At 68.5% G+C, this 22501-nt stretch carries 22 protein-coding genes; 19 read left to right on the top strand and 3 right to left on the bottom strand.

Annotation, left to right across the window (positions count from 1 at the left end; all coding sequences use genetic code 11):
- The first annotated feature begins 30 nt into the window (after positions 1-30).
- From E2L08_RS10235 to E2L08_RS10225, 3 genes are all read left to right on the top strand, one after another.
- The gene (locus E2L08_RS10235) at positions 31-1818 is read left to right on the top strand and encodes an autotransporter assembly complex protein TamA (RefSeq protein WP_240758192.1); all 1788 of its coding nucleotides are present in this window, start codon (positions 31-33) and stop codon (positions 1816-1818) included.
- 10 nt (positions 1819-1828) lie between these two features.
- Positions 1829-6106 (top strand): translocation/assembly module TamB domain-containing protein, encoded by a 4278-nt coding sequence (locus E2L08_RS10230; RefSeq protein WP_133396982.1) that lies wholly within the window; start codon positions 1829-1831, stop codon positions 6104-6106.
- A 143-nt stretch (positions 6107-6249) separates the two neighbouring features.
- Positions 6250-6444 (top strand): DUF1328 family protein, encoded by a 195-nt coding sequence (locus E2L08_RS10225; RefSeq protein WP_133396981.1) that lies wholly within the window; start codon positions 6250-6252, stop codon positions 6442-6444.
- A 69-nt stretch (positions 6445-6513) separates the two neighbouring features.
- On the opposite strand, the gene E2L08_RS10220 is transcribed toward E2L08_RS10225, so the two are convergent.
- Positions 6514-7338: a response regulator gene (locus tag E2L08_RS10220; RefSeq protein WP_133396980.1), complete on the bottom strand. Its 825-nt coding sequence runs from the start codon at positions 7336-7338 to the stop codon at positions 6514-6516.
- Positions 7339-7446: 108 nt separating this feature from the next.
- On the opposite strand from E2L08_RS10220, the gene E2L08_RS10215 reads away from it, so the two are divergent.
- From E2L08_RS10215 to E2L08_RS10190, 6 genes are read left to right on the top strand one after another with little or no spacing between them, the layout of a single operon-like run.
- On the top strand, positions 7447-7635 hold the full coding sequence (locus E2L08_RS10215) for a NepR family anti-sigma factor (protein WP_240758191.1): 189 nt from the start codon (positions 7447-7449) through the stop codon (positions 7633-7635).
- Positions 7628-8194: an RNA polymerase sigma factor gene (locus E2L08_RS10210; RefSeq protein WP_133396979.1), complete on the top strand. Its 567-nt coding sequence runs from the start codon at positions 7628-7630 to the stop codon at positions 8192-8194. The genes E2L08_RS10215 and E2L08_RS10210 overlap by 8 nt, the downstream gene beginning before the upstream one ends.
- A 3-nt stretch (positions 8195-8197) precedes the next feature.
- Complete coding sequence (locus E2L08_RS10205; RefSeq protein ID WP_133396978.1) at positions 8198-9913, top strand: histidine kinase dimerization/phosphoacceptor domain -containing protein; 1716 nt, start codon at positions 8198-8200, stop codon at positions 9911-9913.
- On the top strand, positions 9910-11457 hold the full coding sequence (locus E2L08_RS10200; RefSeq protein WP_133396977.1) for a phospholipase D family protein: 1548 nt from the start codon (positions 9910-9912) through the stop codon (positions 11455-11457). The genes E2L08_RS10205 and E2L08_RS10200 overlap by 4 nt, the downstream gene beginning before the upstream one ends.
- Before the next feature lies 1 nt (position 11458).
- Complete coding sequence (locus tag E2L08_RS10195; protein WP_168771115.1) at positions 11459-12418, top strand: amidoligase family protein; 960 nt, start codon at positions 11459-11461, stop codon at positions 12416-12418.
- Entirely contained in the window at positions 12415-13149 is a 735-nt protein-coding gene (locus E2L08_RS10190) for a gamma-glutamyl-gamma-aminobutyrate hydrolase family protein (protein WP_133396975.1), read from the top strand. Before E2L08_RS10195 ends, E2L08_RS10190 begins: the two co-directional genes overlap by 4 nt.
- Here E2L08_RS10190 and E2L08_RS10185 read toward each other — a convergent pair.
- Positions 13125-13700, bottom strand: coding sequence for a hypothetical protein (locus tag E2L08_RS10185; protein WP_133396974.1), 576 nt, complete (start codon positions 13698-13700; stop codon positions 13125-13127). The two genes, E2L08_RS10190 and E2L08_RS10185, sit on opposite strands and share 25 nt — an antisense overlap.
- Positions 13701-13847: 147 nt before the next feature.
- On the opposite strand from E2L08_RS10185, the gene E2L08_RS10180 reads away from it, so the two are divergent.
- From E2L08_RS10180 to E2L08_RS10170, 3 genes are all read left to right on the top strand, one after another.
- Positions 13848-14144 carry an ElaB/YgaM/YqjD family protein gene (locus E2L08_RS10180; RefSeq protein WP_133396973.1) on the top strand — a complete coding sequence of 99 codons (297 nt, stop codon included), beginning with the start codon at positions 13848-13850 and terminating at the stop codon, positions 14142-14144.
- A gap of 4 nt (positions 14145-14148) precedes the next feature.
- Complete coding sequence (locus E2L08_RS10175; RefSeq protein ID WP_133396972.1) at positions 14149-14574, top strand: hypothetical protein; 426 nt, start codon at positions 14149-14151, stop codon at positions 14572-14574.
- Between the two features lie 97 nt (positions 14575-14671).
- Positions 14672-15409, top strand: coding sequence for a Crp/Fnr family transcriptional regulator (locus E2L08_RS10170; protein ID WP_133396971.1), 738 nt, complete (start codon positions 14672-14674; stop codon positions 15407-15409).
- Here E2L08_RS10170 and E2L08_RS10165 read toward each other — a convergent pair.
- A complete protein-coding gene (locus tag E2L08_RS10165) occupies positions 15390-16325 on the bottom strand; it encodes a YihY/virulence factor BrkB family protein (protein ID WP_133396970.1) in 936 nt (311 codons plus the stop codon). The genes E2L08_RS10170 and E2L08_RS10165 overlap by 20 nt on opposite strands.
- A gap of 291 nt (positions 16326-16616) precedes the next feature.
- Here E2L08_RS10165 and rsfS point away from each other — a divergent pair, with 291 nt between their 5' ends.
- The 7 genes from rsfS to E2L08_RS10130 are packed head-to-tail and all read left to right on the top strand — an operon-like array spanning position 16617 to position 22482.
- Positions 16617-16991 carry a ribosome silencing factor gene (rsfS, locus tag E2L08_RS10160; RefSeq protein ID WP_133396969.1) on the top strand — a complete coding sequence of 125 codons (375 nt, stop codon included), beginning with the start codon at positions 16617-16619 and terminating at the stop codon, positions 16989-16991.
- Position 16992: 1 nt separating this feature from the next.
- Positions 16993-17463: a 23S rRNA (pseudouridine(1915)-N(3))-methyltransferase RlmH gene (gene rlmH / locus E2L08_RS10155; RefSeq protein ID WP_133396968.1), complete on the top strand. Its 471-nt coding sequence runs from the start codon at positions 16993-16995 to the stop codon at positions 17461-17463.
- Between the two features lie 59 nt (positions 17464-17522).
- Positions 17523-19046, top strand: a complete 1524-nt coding sequence (gene gpmI / locus E2L08_RS10150) for a 2,3-bisphosphoglycerate-independent phosphoglycerate mutase (protein WP_133396967.1) — start codon at positions 17523-17525, stop codon at positions 19044-19046.
- Complete coding sequence (locus tag E2L08_RS10145) at positions 19043-20194, top strand: murein hydrolase activator EnvC family protein (protein ID WP_240758190.1); 1152 nt, start codon at positions 19043-19045, stop codon at positions 20192-20194. The genes gpmI and E2L08_RS10145 overlap by 4 nt, the downstream gene beginning before the upstream one ends.
- 7 nt (positions 20195-20201) lie before the next feature.
- Entirely contained in the window at positions 20202-21542 is a 1341-nt protein-coding gene (locus E2L08_RS10140; protein ID WP_133396966.1) for a S41 family peptidase, read from the top strand.
- Entirely contained in the window at positions 21539-22015 is a 477-nt protein-coding gene (locus E2L08_RS10135) for an RNA pyrophosphohydrolase (protein WP_133396965.1), read from the top strand. Before E2L08_RS10140 ends, E2L08_RS10135 begins: the two co-directional genes overlap by 4 nt.
- Positions 22012-22482 (top strand): hypothetical protein, encoded by a 471-nt coding sequence (locus E2L08_RS10130; protein ID WP_133396964.1) that lies wholly within the window; start codon positions 22012-22014, stop codon positions 22480-22482. The genes E2L08_RS10135 and E2L08_RS10130 overlap by 4 nt, the downstream gene beginning before the upstream one ends.
- Positions 22483-22501 lie beyond the last annotated feature (19 nt).

The following is a 22501-nucleotide window of genomic DNA, read 5'->3' as shown; positions in this document are numbered from 1 at the left end:
TAACGGCCGGACGGTCCTCGGGGGGTTTTCGTGAACGGCATCGGTTCGATCTTGCGCGCGACGGCTGCGCTCTGCGTGCTCGCCCTGCCCGCCCAGGCCTTCGAAAAGCTGTATTTCGAGGTCGCGGGCGGCGGCGAGCTCAAGGACGACCTGAAATCGGCGTCCCTGCTGGTCGCGGCCGAGAACGAGGGCGTGACCGACCGCGCCGAGCTGCTGGCCGCGGCGCGGGCGGATTACGCCCGGATCGCCGGCGCCCTTTACGCCGAGGGGCATTTCGGCGGGATCGTCAACATCCTGATCGACGGGCGCGAGGCCGCCAATATCCCGCCGCTGCGCCCGCCGCCGCGGATCGACACCATATCGGTCCGCGTCCGCCCCGGCCCGACCTTCCGTTTCTCGGCGTTGTCCATCGCCCCGCTCGCGCCCCGGACCGAGTTGCCCGAGGGCTTTCGCACCGGCCAGCCGGCGCGGTCGGGCATCGTCCGCGACGCGGCCCGCGAAAGCATCGACGCCTGGCGGCAGGTCGGCTACGCCAAGGCCGAGATCGCCGACCAGACCGTGATCGCCCAGCACGACGAGGACCGGCTGGCGGTGGATATCGACCTCGCCCCCGGCCCGCGCGTGACCTTCGGCAACCTGATCCTGCGTGGCAGCGACGCGGTGCGTCCCGAACGTCTGCGCGCGATCGCCGGGCTGCCCACCGGCGAGATCTACGACCCCGACGAGGTCGAGGCCGCCGCCAAACGGCTGCGCCGCACGCAGGTCTTCAGTTCGGTCGCCGTCACCGAGGCCGAGACGCTGTCGCCGGGCGACCGGCTCGACATCATCGCCGCGCTTTCGGCCTTCGAGCCGCGCCGCATCGGCTTCGGCGCCGAGATCTCGACCGTCGACGGGCTGACGCTGTCGGGGTTCTGGCTGCACCGCAACTTGCTGGGCGGGGCCGAACGGTTGCGCTTCGAGGGCGAGGTTTCGGGTCTGGGCGGCGGCACGGGCGGCCCGGATTACAAGCTGGGCGCCCGGTTCGAACGGCCGGCGACGTTCTCGGCCAAGAATACGCTGTTTCTCGAGACGACGCTCGAACGGCTCGACGAGCCCGATTACCTGTCGACGGTCGGCTTCGTCGGGGCCGGCATCCAGCGCATCGTCAATGACGAGATCACGTTTTCCTACGGGCTGGCCTATCGGTTCAGCCGGGTCGAGGACGATCTGGGCGAGCGCGATTACTCCATGCTGCTCGCCCCGCTCGAAGGCACCTTCGACAACCGCGAAGAGCCGCTCGATGCGACGGATGGCTTTTACGTCAATCTCGGGCTGCAACCCTTTGTCGGCGTGAACGACCAGACCGGCGACGGCGCGCGGCTGGTCTATGACGCACGCAGCTATCTCAGCTTTGGTGCCGAGGATCGGGTGACGCTGGCCGGCCGCATCCAGGGCGGCTCGATCTTTGGCGCCGAGCTGCGCGAGGTTCCCAACGAGTTCCGGTTCTATTCGGGCGGCGGCGGCACGGTGCGGGGGCAGGACTACCAGTCGCTCGGCGTGCGGATGAACGGGACCGAGACGGGCGGCGGATCGTTCGTCGGCGTCTCGGCCGAGCTGCGCGCGCGCGTGACCGAAAAGATCGGCGTCGTGGCCTTTGCGGATTACGGCACCGTCGGGTTCGACAGCTTTCCCGACAGCGACTCGCCCGATCATGCGGGCGCGGGCCTCGGCGCGCGGTACCTGACGCCCATCGGCCCGATCCGGCTTGACGTGGCCGCGCCCATCGGCGGCGATGGCGAGGGCGTCGAGGTGTATATCGGTATCGGGCAGGCGTTCTGAGGTGGGGTCGATGCGCAAGCTGGCAAGAACGGGCCTCTTTGCCCTGATCCTCGGCACGTTGCCGGTGGCGGCGCAGGACGTCGCCGAAGAGGAGGATGGCGGCGGCTTTCTCGAGAACCTGATCGAAAGCCGCCTGTCCGGGCCCGGCTTCCAGGTGGATGTGCGCGGATTCCAAGGGGCGCTGTCCTCGCGCGCGACCATCGACGCGATCATCATTTCGGATGACGAGGGCCCGTGGCTGACCGTGCACGACGCGGTGCTGGACTGGAGACGCTCGGCCCTCTTGCGCGGGCGGCTCGAGGTCGAGGAACTGGCCGCCGCGCGGATCGAGCTGCCGCGCCTGCCGCAAGGCGATGACAGCGTCGACCTGCCCTCGGCCGAGGCGACCCCGTTCCGCCTGCCCGACCTGCCCGTGGCGATCAATATCGGCCGGCTCGATATCGACAGTTTCGAGCTGGGCCAGCCCGTGATCGGCGAGGCGGCGGTCGTCACGCTCGAAGGCTCGGCCAACCTCGCCGATGGTGCGGGCCGGGTGGATATCAGGGCCGAACGCATCGACGACGAGCGGGGCATCCTGTCGCTCGAGGGAGAGTTCGACAACGACACGCGCGAGCTCGCGCTCGATCTCGCGCTCGAGGAGGGGCCGAACGGCATTGTCGCGAACCTCGCCGATCTGCCCGGCAAGCCGTCGCTTTCGGCCTCGGTCGAGGGGAGCGGCCCGCTCGACGACTTCCGGGCCGACCTGTCGCTGGCCACCGATGGCGAGCCCCGGCTCGACGGCACCGTTACCCTGACCGGCGAGGATGGCGGCACCGTTTTCGCCGCCGACCTGCAGGGCGACGTGACCGCGCTGTTTTCGCCGCAATACCGGCCCTTCTTCGGCCCCGACGTCTCGCTCGAGGCGCGGGGGACGCGGGGCGCCGACGGGGCGCTGTCGCTTGCCCGGCTCAGCCTCGAGGCACAGTCTTTGAACCTGCAGGGGCGGGCCGAGATCGGCGCCGATGGCGTGCCCGACCTGCTCGACCTCACCGGGCGCATCGCCGCGACCGATGGCGGCCCCGTGCTCTTGCCGGTGGGCGAGGCGATCCGCGTGGATGGCGTCGACCTGGACATCCAGTTCGACGCGAGCGCCGGGGATACGTGGACCGGCGATATCGTCATCGAGGGTCTGGACCGGCCCGGCTTGTCGCTGGACCGCGTGGCGCTCGACGGGGACGGCATCATCTCGGGCAGCGGAGACACGCTGGCCGTGACCGCCGATCTCGATTTCGACGCGGCGGGGCTTTCGCTCGAGGATGCGGGGCTCGAACAGGCCTTGGGCGACCGGATCGCGGGCGGGGCGCGGATCGACTACCGCGCCGGAACGCCGGTCGCGCTCGACGCGCTACGGCTCGACGGGGCCGGGTTCACGTTGACGGGCGAGGGATCGCTCGACCCCGATGGCGAGAACGTGCCGCTGTCGCTGACCGCGCAGCTCGACGCGGACCGGCTGGCGGTGTTTTCGGCGCTGGCGGGCCGGCCACTCAACGGGGCGGCCACGCTCGATCTGGATGCCGATGCGACCCTGCTGGGCGGGACGTTCGACGTGGCGCTGGACGGGCGCACCCGCGACCTCGCGCTAAATATTCCGCAGCTCGACCCGCTGATCGGGGGCGAGACCCGCGTGACGCTGCGCGCCGAACGCGACGAGACCGGCACCCGCATCCCGCAGCTTGCCCTGCGCAACGATGCGGTGACGATCTACGGGCAGGCGGCGCTTGGCTCGGGCGAGGGGTCGGTCGCGCTCGAGGCGCGGATCGACACGCTGGCGCGGATCGACGACCGCCTGAGCGGGCCGGCGACGCTGACGCTCGATGCCGAGAATCCGGGCGATGCGTGGTACGTGACGCTCGACGCGACCGGGGCCGACGCGCGGGTCGAGGGCAACGTGACCATCGCCGATCTCGAGGCCGATGCCCCCCGCGCCGATGGCCGCCTGAACGTGCAGGCCCGCGACCTTGCCAATTTCGGCGCGATCCTCGACCGCGAGCTTGGCGGCAGCGTCGATCTCAGGGTCGAGGGATCGGGGCGGCTGGATGGCAGCATGGCCGACGTGACGCTCGACGGAACCGTGAGCGATATCGCCACGGGCCAGGCCGAGCTCGACAACCTGCTTTCGGGCCGCACCGCGCTGTCGGCGTCGGTCGAAAAGAACGGCGACGCGATCCGCCTGCCCGCCCTGCGCATCGAAAACCCGCAGATCACGGCCACCGCCGAGGCGCGGCTCGCACCGGGCGACAGCGCCATCGACGCCGATATCGCGCTGTCCGACCTGTCTCGTGTAGTTCCCGCCATGTCGGGTGCTGCGCGCGTGACGCTGGACGCGACCGAAACCGGTCAGGGTTGGTCGGTCGATCTGGACGGCACCGGGGCGGGCGCAGAGATCGCCGCCGACGTCCTGCTGACGGGGCTGAGGGGCGAGACCGCCGTGCCCGCCGCCGATGGCGACGTGTCGCTGTCGGTCAACGATCTCTCGGTGTTCTCGAGCATTGCCAACCGCCCGCTGGGCGGATCGCTGCGCGCCGATATCTCGGGGCAGGGCGCGCTGGATGCGGGGCGGTTCGACCTGAGCGCCAATGCCACGGCGCGGAACCTGCGCGCCGGGATCGCGCAGCTCGACCAGCTTTTGACCGGGGCGGCGGAACTCGCCATCGACGCCAGTCGCACGGGGGCCGACTCGCCCATCCGCGTGCGGACCTTCCGGCTGGATGCCGCGGGGCTGGACGCGACCGCGCAGGGCAGCATCCTCGGCGGGGCGAGCGATCTGACCTTCGACGCGCGGCTCGACAATCTCGGGCGGTTCGTCGACGGGCTGCCCGGCCCGCTGACGGCGCGCGGGCGCGCGACGCAGGGCGGGCGCGGGATCACGCTGGACGTGGCGCTCGACGGCCCGGCGGGGATCGACGCGCAGGTGACGGGCAGCGTCGCCGAGGATTTCGGCACGGCCAACCTCTCCATCGACGGGGCCGCGCCGTTGCGGATCGCCAATCCCTTCATCCAGCCGCGCTCGTTGCAGGGCGTGGCCCGGTTCGACCTCGGGCTGAACGGGCCGCTGGCGCTATCGTCGCTGGGCGGCACCGTGACGGTCGCCGACGCGCGGTTCATCGCGCCCAACCTCGCGCTGGTGCTCGAGGGGATCAACGCCACCGCCCGCATCCGGGGCGACAGCGTCTCCATCGACGCCACCGCCCGCAAACAAGAGGGCGGAACCCTCAGCGCGAGCGGCACCATAGGGCTGGGCGCCGGGTTCCCGGCCGACCTGTCCGCGACGCTCAGCCGCGTGGTGGTCGAGGATCCGCGGCTCTACCGCACCACGGCCGACGGCACGGTCACGCTGACCGGGCCGCTGACCGGTGGGGCCGTCATCGGCGGCACGATCCGGCTGGGCACGACCGAGCTGCGCGTGCCCTCGACCGGGCTGGGCGCGACCGGGCCGATCCCCGACGGGCTGGTGCATGTCAACGCGCCGCCGGGCGTGACCGCCACGCGCCGCCGCGCCGGTCTGATCGAAGAGGACAGCGACGATGCGCGCGCCGGCGGCGGCGGGGGCGGGGGCTTTGCGCTCGACCTGACGATCATCGCCGACAATCGCATCTTCGTTCGGGGGCGGGGGCTCGACGCCGAGCTGGGCGGGCGGCTCACCATCACGGGCACGACCTCGAACGTCATCCCCTCGGGGCGGTTCGAGCTGATCCGCGGGCGGATCGACCTGCTGGGGCAGCGGATCACCCTGACCGAGGGCAGCATCACGTTGCAGGGCGATTTCGTGCCCGTCCTGCGGCTGGTCGCCCGCACCTCCAGCGGCGACGTCACGGTGTTCATCGTCGTCGAGGGCGATGTGTCCGAGCCGGACATCACCTTTCGATCCGAGCCGGAACTGCCCGAGGACGAGGTGCTGGCGCGGCTGATCTTCGGCCGCTCGATCGAGCAGATCTCGCCGCTTCAGGCGGCGCAGCTTGCCTCGGCGGTCGCGACGCTGGCGGGCAAGGGCGGTGGCGGGATCGTCAGCAATTTGCGCGACCAGTTCGGCCTGAACGACCTGGACGTGACGACCGACGACGAGGGCAATATCGGCGTGCGGGCCGGGGCCTACCTGTCCGAGAATCTCTATACCGACGTAACCATCGAGGCGGGCGGCGAGGCCGAGGTGAACCTCAACCTCGACCTGACCGACACGATCACCATTCGCGGCGGAACCTCGAACACGGGCGAAAGCTCGGTCGGGATCTTCTACGAACGCGACTATTAGGCGCCGCGCCGGACCCCGGCGCGGATTTTGCCGATTTGTCACAGTTTCGCGAACAGCCGGTTTCCGCAGGGTGAGGCCGGAACCCGATCGTGTCGCCGCGTCTTTGGATGGCGAGGCGTACACAAGTAGTAAAGTGATCGGGCATGATTTTCTGGGCATTCATCAGCTTTACCCTGGCCTTGATGTCGGGGTTGTTCGGCTTTGGCGGCGGCGCGGACGCGACGGCGGAACTGGCGCAGGCGCTGTTCTTCGTGTTCCTGATGGCGGCCGCGGCGTTGGTCCTCAAACAGGTGTTCGAGGATGACGACGATCAGGATGGCGGCCGCGGGCGCGACTAGGCGATGCGGACCCCCGACACGAAAAAGCCGGCCCTTTCGGGCCGGCTTTTCGCATTCCTGCCCGATGGGTCAGGCCGTTTTCAGCGTGTCGGTACTGGCAAAGAACATCGCCTGGCTCACGGCCGAACGGACCTGTTCCTCGGAATAGGGCTTGGGGATGAGGAACGCGGGCTCGGGCTTGTCGCCGGTCAGCAGCCGTTCGGGGAACGCGGTGATGAAGATCACCGGGATATTCCCGAACTGGCCGAGAATGTCGTTCACCGCGTCGATGCCGGACGAATTGTCGGCGAGCTGGATATCGGCGAGGATCAGGTCGGGGCGGTCGCGCGCGCCGAGATCGGCCGCCGCGCTGCGCGTGCGCGCGATGCCGGTGACGTTGTGGCCCATTTCCGAGACGATGGAGTGGATATCCATCGCGATGATCGCCTCGTCCTCGATGATCATGACCTTGCCGGTCATCGACTTTTCCATCTCGGCGATGGCGATGGACACGAGTTCCTCGGCCTCGCCGCTGTCGATATCCATGATCCGGCCCACATCCTCGAAGCCGAACCCCTCGATCGTCGAGAGCAGCAGCGCCTCGCGGGTGTTGTTGGTCAGCCCCGCCATGTGGTCGAGCGCGCGGCTCTCCATCCGGGTCGCCGTGTCCTCGGTATCGGCGGTGGGCGCGCCGGCCGTCGCCCAGATCTTGTGGAAAGCGCGGAACAGGGCCGTTTTCGGGCCCATGCTGCGCATGAATATGGACGGATCCTGAAGGATGGCTTCGAGCGTGGCGGCGGCGTAATTGTCGCCGGTGCGTTGCGACCCGGTCAGGGCGCGGGCATAGCGCCTGAGAAACGGAAGCTCTGCGCCGATCATGTCGGACAGATCCATCTGCGCGTTCATAGCACTCATTATTTATCGTGTCCCCGTGATTTTCTTCGGAACCCAACCCGCCGGCATCGCGTTGGTTCCCGTAATTGCGCGAAAAAAACGAACACGCACGGGATGGTGTCGATCCACATGACGAAGGATACCAGAACGTCGAATGTCATGCGGCAAATCGACGAGAACCTTAAGAGGGTCTATCAGGACGCGGCGGGCGGCGATGTGCCGGACCGCTTCAAGGACCTTCTGTCCCGCCTCAAGAACCAGGATCAGGAGCACGACAAACGCGGCAACGATACCAACGATCACGCCGCAAATGAGTAGCCCCCATCCCGACCCCAGGGACGAGCTGGTGGAACATCTCGGTGCGCTCAGGGCGTTCGCGATGTCGCTGACGCGGAACTCGGCCGCGGCCGACGACCTGGTGCAGGACACCATCGAAAAGGCCTGGAAGAACATGGACAAGTTCCAGCCGGGCACCAACCTGCGGGCGTGGCTGTTCACGATCCAGCGCAACGCGTTCTACTCGATCCGCCGCAAGGCCAAGCGCGAGGTCGCCGATGTCGACGGCGTCATGGCGGCCAGCCTGTCGGAAAAGCCCGCCCATGACGGCCGCCTTGCCATGAACGATTTCCGCCGTGCCTTCGATCAACTGCCCGCCGAACAGCGCGAGGCGCTGACGCTCGTCGGTGCCGAGGGTTTCGCCTACGAAGAAGCCGCCGAGATGTGCGGCGTCGCCGTTGGCACGATCAAGAGCCGGGCCAATCGCGGCCGCCGCAAGCTAGCCGAACTTCTCGGGCTCGCCCCCGACGAGGACCCGGTGATCTCGGACGCCACCAGCGCATCGGTTCTGTCGGCGTCCATCTCGGGCCGACGGGGCTGACCGATGCTGAGCGGCGTCCGCGGGATCGACGGGCTCGACCGTCTGGATATTCGTCTTGCGCTGTTGCTCGGCCTCGCGCTTTTGCCCATCGGGTTGATCGCGATGGTCCAGACCTATCGCGTCATCTCCGAGGCAGACCGCAACGTGAGCGCCGCGCTCATGGGCGCGACGCTGACCGCCGCCACGGCCGAGCGCGAGAACATCCTGCGCATCCGCGGCGCCAGCCGGATCGCGGCCGAGACGATGCCGACCCTGCTGCGGGACCTCGAGGACTGCTCGGCGCATTTCCGCAGCTATGTCACCGAGAACGATTCGCTCACCTTCGCAGGCTACGTCACCGAAGAGGGCATCGTCGCCTGCGGCTCTTCGGGGGTCGGCCAGGATGTGAGCCAGGCGCAGATCTACCAGGCCTATCTGGCGGATCGCAGTTCGGACATATCGGCGCTGCGCGGCCGGATCACCGGGCGCAGCGTGGTCGTGGTGACGGAGCCCGTCATGATCGACGGCGAGAATGCCGGCTACGTCGCGCTGTCGGTTCCGCAATCCGCGCTCGAGGTGCGCAATCCGACCCTCCCGATGGAGCCGCTTTTATCGCTGACCTTCACCGAGGACGGGCGCGTGCTCTGGTCGCCCTCCGAAGTGGCGACGGTCGAGGGGATGCTGCCGGCGGGGCGGCCGCTCGAAAGTCTCAGCGGCTCGGGGCCGCGGACCTTCAAGGCGCGGTCGAACGATAACCGCCAGAGGCTCTATACCATCGCGCCGTTGGTCCCCGACGAGATCTACGCGATGTCGATCTGGCCGCCCGGCGCCGTGCGCACAGGCGGCCTGACCGCGACGACCGCGATCATGTTCCCACTGCTGATGTGGCTCGTCAGCATCGGCGTCGCCTATTTCGCGGTGCATCGCCTTGTCGTGCGGCATATACGGCAGCTTCGACAGCGCATCCGCGCCTTTACCGCCAATCGCCGCATCCTCGCCCCGCCGCGCGGCGCGGACGTGCCCAGCGAATTGCGCGAGGTCATCGACGTGTTCCACCGGATGACGGAACAGATCGTCCGCGACGAGGCCGATCTCGAGAACAGCCTGCACGAAAAGGATGTGCTGCTGAAAGAGGTTCACCACCGGGTCAAGAACAACCTCCAGCTCATCGCGTCGATGATGAACATGCAGCTTCGCAAGGCCGAGGCCCCCGAGACGCGGTTCGTGCTGCGCAGGCTTCAGGATCGGGTGCTGGGGCTGGCCACGATCCACCGCAATCTCTACGAGGCCACGGTGCTGAGCCGCGTGGATGCCAGCAGGCTCGTCCGCGAACTGGCCGAGCAGGCGATCCGAACCGGCCGCGCCGAGGAGCGCGGGATAGATGTCGAGATCGATGTCGATCCGGTCCTGCTCTATCCCGACCAGGCGGTGCCTTTGTCGCTGCTCGTCACCGAGGCAATGACCAACGCGCTGAAATATGTCGGCACCGAGGGGGAGGGCGCGCCATGGGTGCGCCTGTCGCTGAAAGAGATAGAGGGCGGGCGCGTCCGGCTCGAGGTGTCGAACTCGGCCGGGCCGATGCTCGACCCCGATGCCGAGAACGTGGCCTCGGGGCTGGGAAAGCAGCTCATGGGGGCCTTTGCGATGCAGCTCGATGCGGGGCAACGGATCGAAGAGGGCAAGACCGAGTTCCTCGTCGAGGCCATCTTTGAGCCGAGCGATTTCGGAGAGGAACCATGACCGCCGATTCCCGCAACGAGGTCGAACTCCTGCTGACCGCAGCCGAGGCGTTCCCGGCCTTCGAGCGTGCGGTGCTGGGCGCGAAATCGCGCGTGGCCTGCGGGTTCCGCGTCTTCGATCCGCTGACGCAGCTGCGCAGCGACGAGGGGCGCGAGATCGGCGAGGACTGGTTCGACCTGATCCTGCACCTTCTGGGGCGCGGGGTCGCGGTGGATATCCTGCTGACGGATTTCGACGCCATCGTGGCGCCCGACATGCACCTGCTGACATGGTCGAGCCTGCGGAAATTCGCCGCCATCACCGAGCTTTCCGGCCCGGACGCGCCGTTTCGCGTCATGCCCGGCCTGCACCCGGCCCAGATCTCGCCGACGATGCGCACGGTGCTCTATCCGCTGGTCCGGTCCGAGCTTTCGGGGGTCAGCGACTGGCTGAACGGCCTGCCCGAGGACGAGCGCGCGGCGGTCTTTCGCGACATGCCGGGCATCCACGAATGGCTGAAACTCGAGGGCGGAACGGTCGTCTGCTACAACCGCGCGGTTCCGCCGCTCTATCCCGTGACGCACCACCAGAAGATCGCGGTGATCGACGGCGAGACGCTTTACGTCGGGGGGCTCGACCTCAATCCCCGTCGATACGATACACTGAACCACCGCCGCCCCGCAAACGAGACCTGGCACGACGTTCAGGCTGTGGTGCGCGGCCCGGCGGCACAGGCGGCCGAGCGGCATCTCGATTGCCTATGGTCGGTGCTCAAGGGCAAGGCCGATCCCCAGCCCCCGGATACAGGTTTCATCGCGACGATCTCGGCCGCGAACGAGGGCAAGCTGCTGACCGTCGGCCCCCGCCCCATCGCCAAGCAGATCTTTGACGAGACGGTGGCGCGGGTCGGGCGCGCGCGACAGACGATCTATTTGGAAACGCAGTTCTTTCGCGACACGCGGCTGGCCGACGCCATCGCCGCGGCCGGGCGCGAAAACGACGCGCTCGAGTTCGTCCTGATCCTGCCCGCCGCCCCCGAGGTCGTGGCCTTCGAGGAACGCGACAAGATCGACGCGCGGTTCGGCGAGCATCTCCAGGTGATCTGCATCGACACGGTCCTGTCGGCCTTTGGCGAGCGTGCGGCGATCCTGTCGCCCGCGCAACGCCGGACGGCGCCCCCCGAGACCGAGGGCGGCCCGCGCGCCGTGTTCCACCAGGCGCCGCTGGTCTATGTCCATGCAAAGCTGTCGATTTTCGACGAGGACGCGGTGATCGTCAGCTCGGCCAATCTCAACGGGCGCTCGCTGCACTGGGACACCGAGGCCGGGATCGTCCACGAGGATTCCGATTTCGCTGCGCATGTGCGCAAACGCGCCTTTGCCCATTGGCTGCCCGGTCTCGACATGGGCGAGGGGCCGGGGCTGGCGGGGCGGATGCGCGCGCAGGCCGAACTGGACAAGACGCGCCAGCCCGAGAACCGCGCGGGCTTTCTGCTGCCCTACGATCTGGACGCCGCCCGAAGCTTCGGGATGCCGCTGCCCGGCGTTCCGCAAGAGATGGTGTAACATGGCCGTCCTGCTCGACGATCTGCCCCGTACCGCCACCCGCGACGGCACGCTGCGCCGCGTCGGCATCGAGGTCGAATGCGGCGGCGTGACCGAGGCCCGGCTGGCCGAAATCGCGGCCGAACGGCTGGGCGGGCGGGTGCGACAGACAGCCGATTATGTCTATGCCGTCGAGGGATCCGCGCTGGGCGATATCGAGGTTCTGCTGGACACGGCGCTGCGCGACGTGGTCGAGGGCCGCGTCGCGCGGCTGGGGCTCGATCTGGGCCGCGCCGTCATCCCGGTCGAGTTCGTCACCGAACCGATCCCGCCCGCGCAAATCCCGGAGGTCGACCGCTTTTGCGCGGAGCTTGCTCGCCAAGGCGCCTTTGGCACGCAGGACGGCATCGCGCTGGGTTTTGGCGTTCACCTCAACGTCGCCCTGCCCGGAGAGGCGGTCGCCGATATCCTGCCCGTCCTGACGGCCTTCGCGCTGTGCGAGGACTGGCTGCGCGACCGGATGCAGCTCGACGGATCGCGGCGGCTGCTGCCCTTCGTCGATCCCTATCCGGCGCGGCTGCTCGATATGCTCTGCGACCCCGCGGCCGTGCAATGGACGGTGGACGATCTGGCCGAAGCCTATTTCAAGGCGTCTCCGACCCGCAATCACGGGCTCGACGCGCTGCCGATCCTCAAGCACCTGTTCCCCGAGCGCACCGTCGCCGCGGTTCCCGCCATGGCCGAGAAATCGAGCCGCCCGGCCTGGCATTACCGGCTGCCGGATTGCCGGATCGACGACCCGGACTGGAGCATCGGGCGCGAATGGCGCCGCTGGGTCTGGGTCGAGGAACTCGCCGCCGATACGGGCTGCGTGGACAGGCTCAAGGCGCTCTGGCGGGAGTATCGCGCGGGGCCGTTGCCGGTGGCGCGGTGGCTGTCGCTGTCCTCGCCCGTACTGGATGCCCGGCGGCCATTGCCATGACACGCCCCGTGATCGGCGTCACCACGTCGCGCCGGTCGGGCTGGCGCATCTTTCCGCTCGTGGCGTTCAACCTGTGGCTCGCGGGCGCGCGCGGCGTCCGATGGGTCGCGGGGCGGCCGTCGGATGTCGAGGATGTCGACGGCATCATCATCGGCGGAGGCGACGACATTTCGCCCGATCTCTATGGCGGGCGGATCGTCGCCTCGTCCCGGCTCGATCCCGCGCGCGACACGATGGAGGTCTGCCTGATCGAGGCCGCGCTCGAACGGGGCAAGCCGGTGCTGGGCATCTGCCGCGGGTCGCAGATGCTGAACGTCGCGCTGGGCGGGCGGCTCGACCAGGATGCCTATGCCACCTACACGGCCAGCGATCACGTCCGGACGATCCTGCCCAAGAAGGCGGTCGAGATCGTCCCCGGAACGCTGCTGGCCGAACATGCCGGCACCGACACGATGAAGGTGAACGCCCTGCACAGCCAGGCGGTCGAGGTGCTGGGCCGCGATCTGCGGGTCGCGGCGCGGGACCGGGGCGGCATGATCCAGGCGATCGAGCGCACCTCCGAACCCTTTGCGCTGGGCGTCCAGTGGCATCCCGAACACCTGTTCTACGCCCGCCGCCAGCGCGCCATCTTTCGCGCCCTTGTGGCGGCCGCCGACGCGGTGCGGCGCGACCGGGCCCAGTTGCCGCATGTCAGCGCCGCCGCCGATCAGCCGATCACGAAATTGCCCTGATCGGTCTCGCGCAGGGCGTCGACGGGGATCGGGTCGCCATCGTCCGTGACGATATGCGTGACGCTCCAGGTGTCGTCGATCCGCAGATCCTCGACCGTGCCGCGCGACCCGCTGTCGCCGAAGATCTCGATCCCGAGAAACCCCCGTGCCGAGCGCAGGGGTGCACCCTCGGGCGTCTCGACGACCTCGGGCGGAAGGCTGCGGGCCATGCTCGCCTTGAGCCCGGCGCTCATCATCAGGGGCGATACCGTCATGCCGAACGGCCCCACGATCAGCGGCGGCAGGTCCATCTCGGACGTGGCGTGATCCTCCCATGCCGGGGCGTCGCGCAGTTCGTCCTCGCTGAACCGGGCAGGCCAGCCATCGTCGCGCGGCGCCTCGAACCGGTCGATCGAGACCAGCGCATGGCGGCTTTCGAACCACGACCCGACATCGAGCGCGACCCGCCGCACGCGCCATCCCGCCCGCTCGATCAGCAGGTCGCTGACCGGAACCTCGTCGCCGGCGATCAGCGCGCGCAATCCGGTCAGTTCGTTGAAGCCATAGGTCATTTCGGGTGCCTCCGCCTGTTGCTGTGCCAATCCGGCCGGGGGCATCGTGGTTCCACGGCACCACGCGCCGCGATAGGCGGTTCCGCGCCGGAACAATTCGCCGCAGAGCCGCATTGCACATTCTGGACACATGACAGGAGGCCGATCGTGGTCGAAACCCCCAACAAACCGCTGCCGCCCAAATCCGATCCGTCGACCGAGGACCTTTCGCGCCAGATCGACACGCTGAAAAAGGACATCTCGCGCCTGACCGAGCTGGTCGGAAACTACGGCAAGTCCCGCGGGGAGCGTCTGCGCGTGGATGCCGAGGCACGGGCCGCGGCGTTCAAGGACGACGCGCAGGGGCGTATCGAGGATGTCGAGACCTATGTGCGGCAGAACCCGGCAACGGCGCTGGGCATCGCGGCGGCTGTCGGGTTCGTTCTTGGCCTGATGCGGCGCTGAGTTCATGCTCGCGTCGATACTCTATCGCCTTAAGTTCAAGGCGCAATTCATCGCGCGCAAGACGATCTGGGGAACGGTCGCCGGCATTTTCCTGCTGGCGGCCGCGGCGTTTTTCATCGCCGCGCTCGTCATCTCGCTAGCCGCGGCGTTCAGCCCGCTGGCCGCGACGCTTATCATGGGCTCGGTCATGGCGCTGATCGGGGTGATCGCGCTGGGCGTGGCGCGCCTGCCGCCGCGGGTCCGGCCGCCGGCGGTCCCGCCGACGGCGCCGCCCGACCCGAACACCGCCCTCATCATGACGGCGGCGAGCGTGCTGAATGCCTTGATCCTCGGCATGAATGCGGGCCGATCGGTGCGACGTCGCGATCCCTTCCCACCCGAAGATCCCTATGTTCGCAGGGCCGCCCCGCGGGGCAGGCGGCGATTTTGACGCTCGGGGTGTCGGATTTTCCTGTCCGATCCGGTGCCGCGTAGCCTAGGCTCGGCCCGAAGTTCAGGCACGGGGATCACCCATCGGGAGCGGCGGAATGCAGGACGGGGTCGATTGCAAGGACTGCCCTCTGCGGCGGCTCGAGATATTCCATGCGTTCTCGCCCTCCGATCTCGCCTTCATGCGGGAGTTCAAGATCGGCGAGCTGCGCGTCGATCCGGGCGGGCCGATCCTTGTCGAGGGGTCGAGAAACCCCCAGCTTTTCACCGTGCTGGCCGGGATGGGCCTGCGCTACAAGACGCTGCCGGACGGGCGGCGGCAGATCATCAATTTCGTGATGCCCGGCGACTTCATCGGGCTTCAGGCGGCCATGGGCGGCGCGATGGGGCATAGCGTCGATGCGACCACGCCCATGACGCTGTGCGTGTTCCGCCGGTCCGAGTTCCTGGACGTGTTCCGCGACAATCCCTCGCGCGCCTATGACGTGACGTGGCGGGTCGCCACCGAAGAGCATTTTTTGGGCGACGCGCTGGCCTCGGTCGGGCAGCGCAGCGCCATCGAGCGGGTCGCCTGGGCGATGGTCCGCCTGCACCAGCGCACCGCCGCGCTGGGCCTTGCCGATGACGGGTCCATTCCCTTTCCCTACCGCCAGCAGGACCTGGCCGATACGCTGGGCCTGTCGCTTGTCCATACCAACAAGACGCTGGCCAAGCTGCGTGAGCGCAACCTCGTGTCTTGGGTCGAGGGCCGGTTGCATCTGCACGATCTCGACACGCTGGGGCGCATCGCCGTCGTCGACCCGAACGAAGAGCCTCTCAGGCGCCCGTTGATCTAGCCAGAACCCCGGTCGCGCCCTTGTCCTCATCCTCGGTCGCCTCGGCCGTGCGCGGCGGCGCCTCGCCCATCCCGATCTCGAGTTCGGCATTCAGCGACGCCCCCAAAAGCACCGAGAACGCACTGAGATACAGCCACATGAGCAGCGCCACGACCGCGCCGAGCGCGCCGTAGATCTCGTTGTAGCTGCCGAAATTCGACAGGTAGAGCGAGAAGGCGTAGGACACCGTCCCCCACAGCGCGACGGCGACGATGGCGCCCGGCGTCAGCCAGTTCGGCCGCGCGCGCCGCCGGTTCGGTCCGTAGCGATAGACCACGCCCAGCGCCGCCATCACCACGCCCAGCGCCACGATCCAGCGCACGCTCGCGACGAGGAACGTCGTGATCGGGCCCAGCGGCAGGATGACCAGCACGATGGGCAGCACCACGACGCAGGCCAGCGCCACCAGCGCCACGCCGATCAGCAGCAGCGTCACGCCCAGCGCGGCAAAAATCTGGCGAAAGCCCAGGCGGTTGCGTACGCGATAGACGGCGTTCAGCCCCCGGATCAGCGCGGCCACCCCCGCCCGCGCCGACCACAGCGCGGCCGAAAGCGACAGCACCGTGGCCCATCCCAGCGTCGAGGAGTTCGCCGTAATGAGCGAGGTGATCTGCTGATCGACGAGCTTGAAGGCTTCGGGCGGCATGATGTTGCGCGCCATCTCGAGCTGTTCGCCCACCTCGACCGGATCGGCGACGAACCCCCAGATCGCCACGATGGCCGCGACCGCGGGAAACAGGGCCAGCATGCTGTAAAAGGCGACCCCCGCCGAGATCAGCCCGATATTCTGCGCGTCCATCTGGCCCCACACGCCCTTGATCGCGCCCCACCAGATCCGCCATCCCGCGCGGGGCCAGACGCTTCCGTTCCTTGCCATGCAGCCCTCCGTCTCGGGGTTCGGGCGTCGATCATGCACGCCCCCACAGGCGGGATATAGCTCATGCGGGCGCCGGGTCGGCGATGCGGGACCGCCAAGTGTCGGATAGGTCACGGCAAAGGCGCGCACGCAAACGCGATTGACGGGCCGGGGCGGCGATGTTGGAATCGCGGGGGTGAGCGTTTATGTTCGTCTCACGCCCGCGCCGTGGTGAAACGGCGCCAGACCCTGGAGGACCATGTCCTGTCTCTTGCAGATTTCGCGGCCGACACCGGTGCCGCCGACCGACCCATGCCCCTGATGCAGCGGGCTGAAACCGATCTGTCCAGCGAGGATCTTCTCTCGCACGTTCTTCAATCCCTCGATGACGACAAGGCCGAAGAGGTCGTGCAGATCGACCTGCGCGGCAAGTCCACGATCGCCGATTTCATGGTCGTGTGTTCGGGCCGGTCCACCCGGCAGGTCGTCTCGATCAGCGAAAAGCTGGTCGAACGGCTCAAGCAGAACGCCGGAACCGCGTCCAAGGTCGAAGGCAAGGATGCCGGCGACTGGGTGCTGATCGACGCGGGCGATGTGATCGTGCATGTCTTTCGCCCCGAGGTGCGCGAGTTCTACCAGCTCGAAAAGATGTGGATGAGCCCCGAACAGGCCGCTGCGCGGTACTGAGATGCGGCTGCGCCTCTGCGCGGTGGGCCGGATCCGCTCCGGCCCCGAGCGCGCGCTGATCGACGACTATCTCGCGCGGTTCGACCGCACCGGGCGGGCGCTGGGGCTGGGGCCGCTGGACGAGGTGCAGGTCGAGACCCGCAAGTCCCACGGCCCCGCCGCCGAGGCCGAGCTCTTGTCCCGCAACATCCCCGAGGGCGCCGCGCTTTGCGTGCTGGATGAACGGGGGCGCACGGTCGCGTCGCCCGATTTCGCCGCGCGGCTGGCGGGTTGGCGCGACGAGGGGCGCGCATCGGCATGTTTCGTGATCGGCGGGGCCGACGGGGTCGATCCCGCCTTGCGCGACCGGGCCGATACGCTGCTGTCGCTGGGGCCGATGGTCTGGCCGCATGCGCTGGTGCGGGTGATGCTCGCTGAACAGCTTTACCGCGCCTCTGCCATCCTGACCGGAACGCCCTATCATCGCGCGTGATGGCGGTTTCGCCGCGTGGGCCTTCGGGCTAGAACCCGTGTGAAAGGGAGCATGTCCAGATGAGCAGACCGAAACCCGTTGTCCTGTGCATCCTCGACGGCTGGGGCGCGCGCGAGGGCACCGAGGCGAACGCCCCCGCCTTGGCCGAGACCCCGAATGTCGATCGCCTGCACCGCGATTTCCCGACCGCGCGGCTCGTGACCCATGGCCCCGATGTGGGTCTGCCCAAGGGGCAGATGGGCAATTCCGAGGTGGGGCACATGAATATCGGCGCGGGCCGTGTCGTCGCGATGGACCTGGGCCAGATCGAGCTGGCCATCGAGGATGGCAGCTTTGCCGCCAACCCGGCGCTGCGGGCCTTCGTGTCGGACCTCGTCAGCTCGGGCGGGACGGCGCATCTGATGGGCGTCATCTCGGATGGCGGCGTTCACGGGCATCTCGACCATGTCGTCGAGGCCGCGCGCGTCATCGCGGCCGAGGGCGTCCCGGTCGCGATCCATGCCGTCACCGACGGGCGCGACGTGCCGCCGCGCTCGGCCGAGGAGTTCCTGCGCGACTTCGTCGCCCGTCTGCCCGAGGGCGCGACCGTCGTCACGGTGACGGGGCGCTATTACGCGATGGATCGCGACAACCGGTGGGACCGGGTCAAGACGGCATATGACGCGATGGTGCGTGGAACGGGTCAGGCCACCGCCCCCGATGCCGTGACGGCGGTTCGGCAATCCTATGATCGCGACGTGTCCGACGAGTTCATCCAGGCGACCGTGATCGGCGATTACGACGGGATGCGGGACGGGGACGGGCTGTTCTGTCTCAATTTCCGCGCCGACCGCGCGCGCCAGATCCTTGCCGCGATGGGCGATCCCGATTTCGACGGCTTCGATATCTCGGGGCGCCCCGATCTCGCCGCCCGGCTGGGGATGGTGGAATACAGCGACCGGCACAACGCATGGTTCGGCACCGTCTTTCCCAAGCAGAAACTGGTCAACACGCTGGGCGCCTGGGTCGCCCGCCACGCGTTGACGCAGTTCCGGCTGGCCGAGACCGAGAAATATCCGCACGTCACGTTTTTCCTCAACGGCGGCAAGGAAGAGCCCGAAGAGGGCGAGGATCGCGCGATGCCCAAATCGCCGAATATCGCGACCTACGACCTTCAGCCCGAGATGAGCGCGCCCGAGGTCACGGACCGTTTCGTTGAGGCCATCGAAAAGGGCTATGACCTGATCGTGTGCAACTATGCCAATCCCGACATGGTGGGCCATACCGGCGATCTCGAGGCGGCGATGGCCGCCTGCGCCGCGGTCGACCGGGGGCTGGGGCGCGTGCTCGATGCGCTAGAGGCGGCGGGCGGGGCGATGATCGTCACCGCCGATCACGGCAATTGCGAGGTGATGGTCGATCCCGAAACCGGCGGGGCGCATACCTCGCACACCACGAACCTCGTTCCGGTCACGCTGTTCGGCGGGCCCGAGGGGGCGACGCTGGCCGACGGGCGGCTGGCCGATCTCGCGCCGACGCTACTCGACCTGCTCGAACTGCCTTTGCCCGACGAGATGACCGGGCGGAGCCTCATCCGCCGATGAAGCTTTGGCGCGCGATCCTCCTGGGCGCCGCGCTGGCCGCGCCCGGCATGCTCTGGGCGCAGGCCGATCCGGGCACGCTGGCCCGCGACGCGGCCGAAAGGTTGCGGATCGCGTCCGAGGATCTGGCGCAGGCCGAGGGGGCGCGCGACCGCGTGGCCGCGCTGACCCGCACGATCCGCGCCTACGAAGAGGGCCTGGGCGCCCTGCGCGAGGGCCTGCGTCGCGCCCGCACCCGCGAGGCCGAGATCGGGCGGCGGCTCGACGGCGAAAGCGCGCGGATCGGGGCGCTCCTGTCGGGGCTGCGCAGTATCGTGTCGGCCCCCGAGGCGACGCTGATGCTGCATCCCGACGGCCCCGAGGACACCGTGCGCGCCGCTATGCTCATGCGCGACCTGACCCCGGCGCTGGTGGCCGAGCTCGACGCGGTCAAGGCGGACCTGTCCGAGATCGCGACCCTGCGCGATGTGCAGGAAACCGCCGAGGCCGATCTGCGCGACGGGCTTGCCGCCGCGCGCGAGGCGCGGACGCGGCTGAGCCAGGCCATCTCGAACCGCACCGACCTGCCGCGCCGCGTGACCGAGGACCGCGCCGCGATGCGCATGCTGGCCGAGAACGCGGCGACGCTGCGCGATTTCGCCGAAGGGCTGGGCGACCTGCCCCCCGACGAGCTGTCCGCGGGGCAGCCCGATTTCGAAGAGGCCCGCGGCAACCTCGCCTGGCCCGTGGCGGGCAGCCTGCGGCGCGGGTTCGGCGACAGCGACGGGGCCGGGATCGAGCGGCCCGGCTGGGTGATCGAGACGCGGCCGGGCGCGTTGGTGACGACGCCGTGGCCCGCGACAATTCGCTATGCGGGTCCGCTTCTCGACTACAGGAATGTGATGGTCCTGGAGCCGAGCGAAGGCTATCTGCTGGTTCTGGGCGGGCTCGAGACGGTTTATGGTGACGCGGGGCTCGTGGTCCCCGCCGGGGCGCCGGTAGGCGTCATGCCCGGCGGATCGGATGCCGCGATGGCCGGGTTCATGGCCGATGACAGTTCCGGCGTCGAAGCCGCGCTTGCCGAGGCGCTGGCCCCGACGCTTTATATCGAAGTGCGGCGCGACAAGGTTCCGCAGGACCCTTCCGGGTGGTTCCGCCAGCAGCAAGGATGAGGCAAGGATGAAGAAATTCGCGATGGCTGCACTGGGCGGCGTTCTGGTCGGCGGCGTGCTCACGACACAGATCGCGGGCCCGCTGATCGCCCAGGAGACGGAAGGCCGCGCCAATGTCTACGAGCAGCTCGACCTGTTCGGCGACATCTTCGAACGGATCCGTGCCCAGTATGTCGAGCAGGTGGACGAGGGCGACCTGATCGAGGCCGCCATCGACGGGATGCTGACCTCGCTCGATCCGCATTCCAGCTATCTCTCGCCCGAAGACGCCGACCGGATGCGCACACAGACCCGCGGCGAGTTCGGCGGGCTCGGCATCGAGGTCACGCAGGAAGAGGGCTTCGTCAAGGTCGTCTCGCCGATGGACGAGACCCCCGCCGCCGAGGCCGGGATCGAGGCGGGCGATTTCATCACCCATGTCGGGGGCGACACGCTGCTGGGGCTGACGCTCGACGATGCTGTCGAGCTGATGCGCGGGCCCGTCGGTTCCGAGATCATCCTGACCATCGTGCGCGAGGGCGTGGACGAACCTTTTGACGTGTCGATCATCCGCGACACGATCGAGCTGACCGCCGTGCGCTCGCGCCTTGTCGGCGAGACGGTCGTTCTGCGCGTCATCACCTTTTCCGACCAGACCTATCCCAAGATGGTCGAGAACCTGAACGAACAGGTCGAGGCGGCCGGCGGCATGGAGAACGTCAACGGTTTCGTCATCGACCTGCGCAACAATCCCGGTGGGCTGCTGAACCAGGCCATCGAGGTCTCGGACGCCTTTCTCGACGAGGGCGAGATCGTCTCGACCCGCGGACGGGTGCAGGAGGACAGCGACCGCTACAACGCCACCGACGGCGATCTGGCGCAGGGCAAGCCCATCGTGGTGCTGATCAACGGCGGCTCGGCCTCGGCCTCGGAGATCGTCGCCGGCGCGCTTCAGGATCACCGGCGCGCCATCGTCATCGGCACCAAGTCCTTCGGCAAGGGGTCGGTTCAGACCGTCATGCCGCTCAGGGGCGAGGGCGCGATGCGCCTGACCACGGCGCGCTATTACACGCCCTCGGGCCGGTCGATCCAGGCGCTTGGCGTGTCGCCCGACATCGTCGTGCAGCAGCCGCCCATCGTGGCCGAGGAAGAGACCGAGGACGAGGGCGCGTTTCCCTCGCGCTCCGAGGCCGATCTGCGCGGATCGCTCAGCAACGACTCGCTCAGCGAGGACGAGCAGGAGATCATCCGCCAGGAACAGGAATCCGCCGAAGAGGCCGCGCGCCTGCGCGACGAGGATTACCAGCTCGCCTATGCCATCGACATCCTCAAGGGGCTCGTGGCCCTGCGCTCTCCGTCGGCCGAATGATCCGGCGCGAGGATCTGCCCTATCGCCCCTGCGCGGGCATCGTGCTCGTCAATTCGGACGGGCATGTCTTTGCCGGGCGGCGGATCGACCATGCTTCGGGGGCCTGGCAGATGCCGCAGGGCGGTATCGACGAGGGCGAGACCCCGCGCGAGGCCGCCCTGCGCGAGCTCGAGGAAGAAACCGGGATCGCGCGGGACCGGGTCGAGATCGCGGGCGAAACCGACGGTTGGCTGACCTATGACCTGCCCGACGACCTGCTGGGCCGCGCCTGGCAGGGCGCTTATCGCGGGCAGCGTCAGAAATGGTTCCTGATGCGGTTCCACGGGCAGGATGACGAGATCCGCATCGCCACCGACCACCCCGAGTTCTCGGCATGGAACTGGCTGTCCTGTGACGAATTGCTCGATGCCATCGTGCCGTTCAAGCGCGACGTCTATTCCGCCGTCCTCGCCGCCTTTCGGGAGAAGCTATGATCCGCCTCGCCGCCACCGCCGCCCTGTTGACGGGCATCGCCGGCCCCGCGCTGTCGCTTTCATGCCTCGCGCCCGACGTCGCGCGCAGTTTCAAGACCGCCGCCGGGTCCGACGAGACCTATGCCATCGTGCTGGGCGCCTTCGCCTTCGATGCCGCGACGCCGCCCTTTGACGGCACCGCGCTCGACGAGGCCTCGATCCCCGCGCAGTTCGAGGGCGAGTTGCTCGCCGAAGATGGGTTCACCCGCGCGATCTCCGGGCCGATCACGCTCCAGGTGTCGTGCGAGACCGGGATCTGCGGCACCATCGCGTCGGGCGAACGGGTACTGGCCTTTGTCCGCGAGTCCACGGCAGGCCCGGTGGTCGAGCTCGGGCCATGCCCGCAATGGGTGTTCCCCACGCCGGAATCGCGCCAGATCGCGCGTGTCATAGACTGCGCCACCGGCGGCCCCTGCACGGCCGAGTGACGGGGCGGCACGCGCAAAA

It is taken from the genome of Palleronia sediminis (genome assembly GCF_004358695.1).
Lineage (GTDB): Bacteria > Pseudomonadota > Alphaproteobacteria > Rhodobacterales > Rhodobacteraceae > Palleronia > Palleronia sediminis.
Note: the sequence above shows the minus strand (reverse complement) of the source record. Positions and strands in the feature narration are given on the sequence as shown.